The organism is Corynebacterium sp. HMSC073D01 (assembly GCF_001815555.1).
GTDB lineage: Bacteria > Actinomycetota > Actinomycetes > Mycobacteriales > Mycobacteriaceae > Corynebacterium > Corynebacterium glucuronolyticum.
The window spans coordinates 19,923-22,354 of the sequence record NZ_KV821058.1; the positions used below are offsets into that span (position 1 = coordinate 19,923).

A 2,432-nucleotide genomic window follows, 5' to 3' on the forward strand; every position below is an offset into this window, starting at 1 on the left:
AAACACCGATCCTGCAAGGCTTCTACGGGTGGTGTCTGGGGCAGTGGTTGGAAAGCGGGTTTCTGTCGGTTGGAAAGCACCGGTGTTTTTGTGTGGGGGCGGGGGTGATTTTCTAGTTGGTGACGGGTGACTCAGTGTGTACGAGTCGGCCGCGTGACTAGAAAGGGGTGGTCCGTTGTCTACGGATTACCGCGCGATTGTGTGTGCCTTGTTGGAGGGGCATAGTTATCGCAGTATTGCCCGGGAATGTGGGTGCTCGTCGAAGACGGTGGCTGCTGTTCGTCGGGTTGTGGATGAGAATCAGTGGACGTTGGATCGTGTTCGACGGTTCTCGGATGCGGAGATTCAGCAGTGGTTTCCGGATAGTGTCAGATGCGGTTAGTTGGTAGGGACTTTCCGGAGAGTTGGGTCTCCGGAACACCGGTACCAAAAACCCGCATCTGACACACCGACATAAAAATCACTTCCTTCATACACTCCCTAATGCGGGGTTAAAAACCTTAGCACCGCCCTTGATTATATATATGGTAGATGTCGGTTTATTTAGAACGGGGTAAAACATTGTGGATTTTAGGGAGAGATTACTTTATTAGAGGCTTCAATTGGAGGACTAGCCCTTGATTAGCAACAATATCACTGAATCAATATGAACGTAGTTTCTTACTGTCGCTTTCGAATAGTTCATCTGATAAAACGCCACGGAACATATCCTCGTTGAGAAACTTCAACACGTCAAGGGCATTATTTTTAGAGATCACTAGCTCGTCTTTGGGATTCATTAACTTTTTAGGGTCAAGATTAAACTGCATCATTTCCGTCCGTAATAGATCAGGAGAAATGTTAGCTAGGTGGCCTCTCCGTTTAATGCTCTCAATTCTCTTTGCGACACGTGTATCCGATTCACTTTTAGTCAAAAGCACCTCAACTGAGCCTTCTGTCATCGGTGTTGATTTCTTAATTTCATCGACCCAGTTCCGAACCATTTTCCGAAGTTCTGCTTGACCTCTGAAAAGAGTAGTAAAAGCCGATTGACTTAGGACAAATACTGACTCGGAGGTAAAGACTAAGTCCGCAGAGCCATCAAAGGCAAGGATTGGATCATCTATCACCTGTAGTTGATCACTCAGGATCCCAAGTCGTTTCTTCCTCAGACCCCGAAGTGCATTCATCCTGCGCAAGAACACTGTAGAACTTTCTCCCGCACCAAACTGATATGCATAGAAAAGTGGATCAGCTTTACGAAGCGAGGATTTGTCAACTTCCTCGATCGAGTCTGACTCAATCAAAGCATCGATGAGAGGCTGCTTTGAACGAGTAACTTGGGGTACATCACCGACCTCACTGGGTGTGGTAACCAGATAGGTTTCTTTTGATACCGCACGAGTTGGGTCCCATTCTTCTGCCGTACGCTCGGTTAAAGATTGAAGTAGTTGTTCAGCGATATCTTTGAAGGCGTCTTGTGCATTCTGCGCAAGTGGCACGCGAATTAAGGACACTTTCTTCTCAGAACGGTAGCCGAGAATCAAACGAACTGGATCATTTAGATTGTCGATTTCACTTAAAGTTTTAGCTGACATTTAATTCCTAATTTTCCTTCGAGCCTAATTCATCTTTGGTTTTTCCGGAGCTTACATCCGCTTCAAAAGGGATGTAAAGATCAGAGGTTAGCTTCTTTACCTCTATTTTTTGATCACTTGGTACAGTCAAATGCCTAGACAGGACGTACACGCTCGATCCTGTTTCGAGTTCAACTTCGAAGACGTGAATGCCAAAAATGAGCAGTAGCGGATTAATAGTCGAGAGCGATGTTTGGAACAACATTAAGATCATGAGCAATGCGAATGCGATATAGGCGCAAATCAGTGCACGACTCATATCGGGTGAAAGGAATAAGAACGGAAATATAAAAGTGATAACGTAAGTCGGAATCTCGTTGCTTTCGTCCTTAACAGACTTGATCTTTAGAATTTCTCGTCCCGCTTTCCGCCGACGGTAAAGGATGACCGCCGTCATTGGAATGAGGGCTGCGATAGTGAGGACGAGCAAACCGTACTTCAAACATCCTTGACTATCCCAGAGTCTGATACTTGCAATGGCTAGCACAGGTGTGAGCGACGATAAAAATAGTAATATTCTGCTTTTGAAAGATTCTGGGGATCCGTTGCCAGTCATATCTACAGAGTACTATTCCTCACCCGCACCTAAAGTGAGCTAGAGTAACACCGAAATTTTCCCCGAAGTTTCAACAATGTTATAAGCGTTTTTTAAAAAAATGCTAGCTTCGAAAAGTGGTTTCAGTTTTTCACCCAATACCATTGTCCGTTGTCGATTCTACTAGGTGGTCGGTCTAGCACCCGCATGTTATGTCCATGAACTTCTTGGACTCGGAGTCTTTGGTCTTTTTGGACTTGGAGTCCATGGTGTTTTTGTAC

General features: G+C 45.2%; 2 protein-coding genes. Both read right to left on the minus strand.

Translation table 11 applies throughout. The features are described from left to right. Nucleotides 1–641: 641 nt before the first annotated feature. The gene (locus tag HMPREF3044_RS08195) at nt 642–1,577 is read right to left on the minus strand and encodes a Kiwa anti-phage protein KwaB-like domain-containing protein (RefSeq protein ID WP_070740733.1); all 936 of its coding nucleotides are present in this window, start codon (nt 1,575–1,577) and stop codon (nt 642–644) included. A gap of 7 nt (nt 1,578–1,584) precedes the next feature. Beyond that, nucleotides 1,585–2,172 (minus strand): hypothetical protein, encoded by a 588-nt coding sequence (locus tag HMPREF3044_RS08200; RefSeq protein ID WP_141759663.1) that lies wholly within the window; start codon nt 2,170–2,172, stop codon nt 1,585–1,587. Nucleotides 2,173–2,432: the final 260 nt, after the last annotated feature.